The organism is Sphingomonas sp. CCH9-E2 (genome assembly GCF_001557215.1).
Lineage (GTDB): Bacteria > Pseudomonadota > Alphaproteobacteria > Sphingomonadales > Sphingomonadaceae > Sphingomonas.
Window position 1 is genome coordinate 1 of record NZ_LSJM01000393.1, and the last position, 5,440, is coordinate 5,440.

General features: G+C 62.3%; 6 protein-coding genes. 3 read left to right on the forward strand and 3 right to left on the reverse strand.

Translation table 11 applies throughout. The annotated features are described in order from the left end of the window. The first annotated feature begins 169 nt into the window (after positions 1-169). Positions 170-409, forward strand: a complete 240-nt coding sequence (locus AX681_RS21615) for a hypothetical protein (protein WP_066663150.1) — start codon at positions 170-172, stop codon at positions 407-409. A 10-nt stretch (positions 410-419) separates the two neighbouring features. Continuing rightward, positions 420-1,880 carry an efflux transporter outer membrane subunit gene (locus tag AX681_RS17845; RefSeq protein WP_082749590.1) on the forward strand — a complete coding sequence of 487 codons (1,461 nt, stop codon included), beginning with the start codon at positions 420-422 and terminating at the stop codon, positions 1,878-1,880. Here AX681_RS17845 and AX681_RS21620 read toward each other — a convergent pair. The 3 genes from AX681_RS21620 to AX681_RS17855 all read right to left on the reverse strand — a co-directional run bounded on the left by AX681_RS21620 (position 1,810) and on the right by AX681_RS17855 (position 4,100). Further along, positions 1,810-2,304 carry a hotdog fold thioesterase gene (locus AX681_RS21620; protein WP_082738123.1) on the reverse strand — a complete coding sequence of 165 codons (495 nt, stop codon included), beginning with the start codon at positions 2,302-2,304 and terminating at the stop codon, positions 1,810-1,812. The genes AX681_RS17845 and AX681_RS21620 overlap by 71 nt on opposite strands. Continuing rightward, positions 2,301-3,206 carry an alpha/beta fold hydrolase gene (locus tag AX681_RS17850; RefSeq protein ID WP_066664287.1) on the reverse strand — a complete coding sequence of 302 codons (906 nt, stop codon included), beginning with the start codon at positions 3,204-3,206 and terminating at the stop codon, positions 2,301-2,303. The genes AX681_RS21620 and AX681_RS17850 overlap by 4 nt, the downstream gene beginning before the upstream one ends. A gap of 420 nt (positions 3,207-3,626) precedes the next feature. After that, on the reverse strand, positions 3,627-4,100 hold the full coding sequence (locus tag AX681_RS17855) for an Lrp/AsnC family transcriptional regulator (protein WP_231733838.1): 474 nt from the start codon (positions 4,098-4,100) through the stop codon (positions 3,627-3,629). 94 nt (positions 4,101-4,194) lie between these two features. Between AX681_RS17855 and AX681_RS17860 the strand changes: the two genes are divergently transcribed. Continuing rightward, positions 4,195-5,440: proline dehydrogenase family protein (locus tag AX681_RS17860; RefSeq protein ID WP_197422052.1), on the forward strand; the 1,246-nt coding region annotated here is incomplete at its 3' end.

Genomic DNA, 5,440 nt, shown 5'->3' on the forward strand with positions numbered 1-5,440 from the left:
GATGAGCTTAATGCACTAACAAACCAATCGGTCCACTCGGTGGGGGCAGACCAAAGACGCGGGCGATGCCTCGGGCATTTTCAACGCGGCCCGCAATCTTGGCGGATCATTCGCCCTCTCGGCCCTCGCTTCGTTCCAGGACCAGCGGATCTGGCATCATAGCCGGCGGATGGAAGAGACCCTGAATGCGAACAGCGTTTCGCTACAGGACTATCTCGAAGGGCTGGCGCGAAACTTCGGCGGCATGGAGGGGGCGATGGCCGTCCTGAGCCGCACCCTCCAACGCGAGGCGTTCATAATGACCTACAATGACGTGTTCCTGGTTATGGGGATTCTGACCCTCGCGACGGTTCCGCTGGTCCTCTTCCTGAGGCCGCTTCCAAAAAATGTCTCCCTTTCGATGCACTGAGCCCTACACGATGCGCCACTTGCTACCTCCGCTTGTCACTATCGCCTTGCTAGCTGGATGCACGGCAGGGCCCGATTATGCAGGCCCCCCGGAAGTTGTGTCAGCAGACACGGGCACTCGCTTTGTGCGCGCTGGCAGTGATGTGAGCGCATCTGATCCGGTTGTCGCTCAATGGTGGCTGCTGCTCGGCGATCCCGAGTTGACGCGGCTGGTGGAGGCTGCGCTGTCCGGCAACCCCTCGCTCGCCGCAGCGCAGGCGCGCATTGCCCAGGCACGGGCATCCATCAGGCAAGACCGTGCGGGTCGAATGCCATCGCTTGGGGCACAGGCCACCACCGTGCAGGGCCGGCTTCCTGGTCTCGACCTTCAAGGCGGGGCGCCCCCCCCGTCAGAGCAGACCAATTCCGACGCAGAAACCGATGACTCGTTCAGCTTTTACAATGTGGGCCTTAACGCCAACTGGGAACTGGAGTTTGCCGGTGGCTCGCGCAGGCGCATTGAGGCCAGCAATGCCCAAGCTGCTGCAACGGTGGCCAATGCAGAGGACGCAAAGGTCCAGTTGACTGCCCAAGTGGCAAGCACCTACGTCAATTTGCGGGAGGCCCAATTCCGCGCAGAGCAATTTGAGGCGCAGATTTCGTTGCAGGAAGAGATCCTGGCGCTGACATACCAACGCTATCAGCGCGGTGCATTGCCGCTTTTCCCGGTAGGCACCGCGAATGCCGAACTGGAGATGCTCAAGTCACAACTTGCCGAAGCTGAAGCGGATATCGCAGTCCTGTCTGATGCGCTCGCTATACTGACCGGACAGGTGCCGGGATCAGTTGATGCAGCGCTCACGACTGCGCGCTCCATTCCCATGCCGCCAGAGCAGGTCGCGATCGGCGATCCGGCAAGCCTGGTGGCGCGTCGGCCTGACATAAGGGCGGCCGAACGGTCTCTTGCCGCGTCGACGGCGCGGATCGGGGTGGCCGAGGCGGCGCGGTTCCCGAAATTGTCCTTCACGGGGATCCTGGGCCTCGGCGGATCCTCGTTGGACGACGTTGTCGATGTCGGCGAATTCTCCGCACTCGCGATCCCGCGCCTCCAGTGGAATTTTCTGGATTTCGGCAGGGTAGACGCTGCGATCGACCAAGCCGGGGCGGCGCGCAACGAAGCAGTCGCCAATTACCAGCAGACGGTGCTTCTGGCACTGCAAGACGCCGAACGTGCCTTGGCTCGCTTCGGCCAGCAGCGTGTTGCGCTCGCTGCCAGTATGCAAATCAAGAAGCAGGCTGACGGCGCGGCGGACCTGAACCGCCAACGTTTTGCCGCAGGAGCGATCTCGAAGGCTGACCTCAACCGGGCCCTGCGAGAACAGCAGCAGGCCTCAGCAGACCTCGTCCGGGCAAAAGTCGCCCTTACGCTGGCGTGGATCGCGCTGCAGAAGTCGCTGGGCCTTGGGTGGCAAGAGCCTGTTCGAGATCAATAGTCCCGCCGCGCTGATCAAGTGATCCGGTTGACGAGAAGTAGGCGCCCCTGCCGTTGGCGACCAACTTGCCGTCGGGCTCGAGAACCCGGGTTTCCGCCACCGAAATCTGTCGCCCGATCTTCACGATCTGTCCGTGAGCAGTGAGAGGTCCTGAGGTTGCAGGACGGTGGTAATCGACATGCAGATCGGCCGTCGCTCTCGCCGCGACGCCCCCGGCAAGCAGAGTATAAAGCCCGGTGAGGTCGACCAGTGAAGCCAGGACCCCTCCATGCGCCGACCCAATCATAGGGTTCGACACGATCTCTTCGCGCCATGGCATGGTAATCGCGATTCTCTGGTCGGAGCATGTCGCAATCTCCAGCCCAAGCCATCGGTGAAACGGCGCGATATGCAGCATTTCCTGCAAGCGCTCTCGATCAATCATAGCTCCCTCGTCCCCTGTGGCTGAGCCGTATCGGATGAGTGATGGCGCCCTAGGAAACCGACGATAGCGGCGGAAAAGGCATCGTTCGCATCGCCCACGACCATGTGCGTGGCATCGGCAATATCGGTGTATTCTGCATGGGGGGCGAGTTGTCGCAGATGCAAAACGGCCTCTTCGGAAACAAGATCGCTAGAGCCGCCTCGGATGAGGTGAAGCGGAAGCGTGAGATTCGCCGCAGCTTGGCTCAGCATTGCCGATTGACGTTCTTGGCTCTCTGGGTCGCCTTGTCTGGCTGACATTATATTACGGATAAACACCGGGTCCCAGTGCCAATAGAAGCGCCCATCCGACTTCTGCCGCAGATAGTTTTTCAGACCATCGCTCGCGCCCCGCTTGGGACGATGCGGCATGTAGCGAGCGATCACGTCGGCCGCCTCCTCTGGTGAGGCGAAGCCGCTATCGACATGCTCTTCCATGAAACCAACCACGCGCATCACACCGCTGGGCTCCATGCGCGGGGCAATGTCGACCAATGTGAGTGAAGCAAAGCTACCTGGAGCAAGCTCCCCTGCGGCAATCAGTCCAGCGAGCCCGCCCAGTGAAGCGCCGACCAGCGCTGGCTTCTGGTCCAGGCGCGACGCTGCAGCGACCAGATCCGCCGCGAAGTCGCGCATTTCATAAGCTCCGCATGGCGACCAATCGCTGTCTCCGTGACCGCGCATGTCGAAGGCGATTGCGCGAAAGCCGGCTTGAGCCAGCTCGCTGACCACCCTTCTCCACGCGCGCCGTGTCTGCCCGCCGCCGTGCGCAAGAAGGACGGGTTTAGCGTAGGCATCCCCCTCAGCCTCGGCTGTAAGAGAAATCGCGCCTGCGCCCTCAATCGTAAAGGTTTCTCTCGCCATCTCTGGATGGTAGGAAAGGCGCGCTAAATAGTAAACCGATTTAGTTTGTGGCTCTCGGCTCCGTGTTGGCTGTCCTGCAGGGGCGTCTCAACGACGGCAAAAGTCTATGCCAAGAGGGGTTTCTCCAAACCATTCTCTAATGCACCGGCTTGCGATTCGGTCAGCAGTCGCTGTCCGCTTAATCCGCTCAAAGATATAAAAGCTGCCTTTCCGCTTCCGGCCCAACTTCCGCCGTTCAATGAGGCGGTTGAGCTGCCAGTTTTCGAACATTAGTCGGCCGATCGCACCCTTGTGCCGGTTTGGCGCAAATTCGGGATTCTGGGGGTATCGGTGGGGGTATTTTCCAAGAGTTGGGCGGAAAAAGTGATCAATGTCAGAACGTTATATGTTTGCTATATGTCCCTCCTCCGCTACCATTCGTCATCCGCCGGCATCCTTGATCGTCTCCATCGCGACGAAGGTGGACGTGCTCGCCACGTGCGGCAGGCTGGAGATGCGTTCGCCCAGCACTTCGCGGTAACGGCGGATGTCGGCGGTACGCACTTTTAGCAGATAGTCGAAGCTGCTGGCGATCATGTGACATTCCTCGACTTCCGGGATGCGCAGCACCGCCTGCCGGAACGCCTCCAGCGCATCCTCGCGCGTGTCGGACAGCTTCACTTCGGTGAAGGCGATGTGATCGAGGCCCAGGCGGGCGGGATCGACGATCGCGCGGAAGCCGCGGATGACGCCGCTGGCGATCAGCCGCTTCACGCGCACCTGACATGGCGTCTTGGACAGGCCGACGCGCATGGCGAGATCGGTGATCGAAATGCGGCCATCGACCCGCAGGATCTCGACGATCTTGCGGTCGAACGGGTCGAGATCGCTGTGATCGAGCATATTCTGGCGCATTTGGACTGTTCCAACTTCGATTTGAAGGCAAAGTGATACGTCGAGCGCCCTTCAAAAGTCCATCTGCCGCGTCTGTATCTGGTATCGTAGTGTAATGACCAAGCCCTTCGCCGATTTCGCTCCGCCCGTTCGCCCCGCCACCCCGCTGCGCGCTGCGATCACCGCCGCCTATCGCCGGCCGGAGCCCGAATGCCTCGCTCCGCTGATCGAAGCAGCGACGCTGCCGGCGGGCATCCGCGAGGCGGCGAAGGCGACCGCCACCGGGCTGATCACAGCGCTGCGTGCCAAGCACAAGGGCACCGGGGTCGAGGGACTGGTGCAGGAATATGCACTGTCGAGTCAGGAGGGCGTGGCGCTGATGTGCCTGGCCGAGGCGCTGCTGCGCATCCCCGACGCTGCGACCCGCGACGCGCTGATCCGCGACAAGATTTCGGACGGCGACTGGAAGGCGCACATCGGCGACGGGCGTTCGCTGTTCGTCAATGCCGCGACGTGGGGGCTGGTGGTCACCGGCAAGCTGACCGGTAGCGTCAACGATGCTGGGCTGGCGGCCGCACTGACGCGCCTGATCGCACGCGCGGGCGAGCCGGTGATCCGGCGCGGCGTCGACATGGCGATGCGCATGATGGGCGAGCAGTTCGTGACCGGCGAAACGATCGCCGAGGCACTGAAGCGCGCCCGCCCGCTGGAGGCGCGCGGCTTCCAGTACAGCTATGACATGCTGGGCGAAGCCGCGACGACGATGGCGGACGCCGACCGCTATTATCGCGACTACGAGAATGCGGTGAACGCGATCGGCACCGCGTCCGCCGGGCGCGGCGTGGTCGGCGGGCCGGGTATTTCGATCAAGCTGTCGGCGCTGCACCCGCGCTATGCCCGCGCTCAGGCCGCGCGGGTGATGGCCGAGCTGCTGCCGCGCGTGAAGGCGCTGGCCGTCCTCGCCAAGTCTTATGACATCGGCTTCAATATCGATGCGGAGGAGGCGGACCGGCTCGAACTCTCGCTCGACCTGCTCGAAAGCCTTGCGCTCGACCCCGATCTGGCCGGATGGGACGGGCTGGGTTTTGTCGTGCAGGCCTATGGCAAGCGCTGTCCGTTCGTGATCGACTGGATCATCGATCTCGCCCAGCGCGCCGGTCGGCGGATCATGGTGCGGCTGGTCAAGGGCGCCTATTGGGATGCCGAGATCAAGCGCGCGCAGGTGGACGGTCTACCCGACTTCCCGGTCTATACGCGCAAGGTCCATACCGATGTCGCGTACGTTGCGTGCGCGAAGAAGCTGCTGGCGGCGAAGGCGCATGTTTTCCCGCAATTCGCGACGCATAATGCGCAGTCGCTGG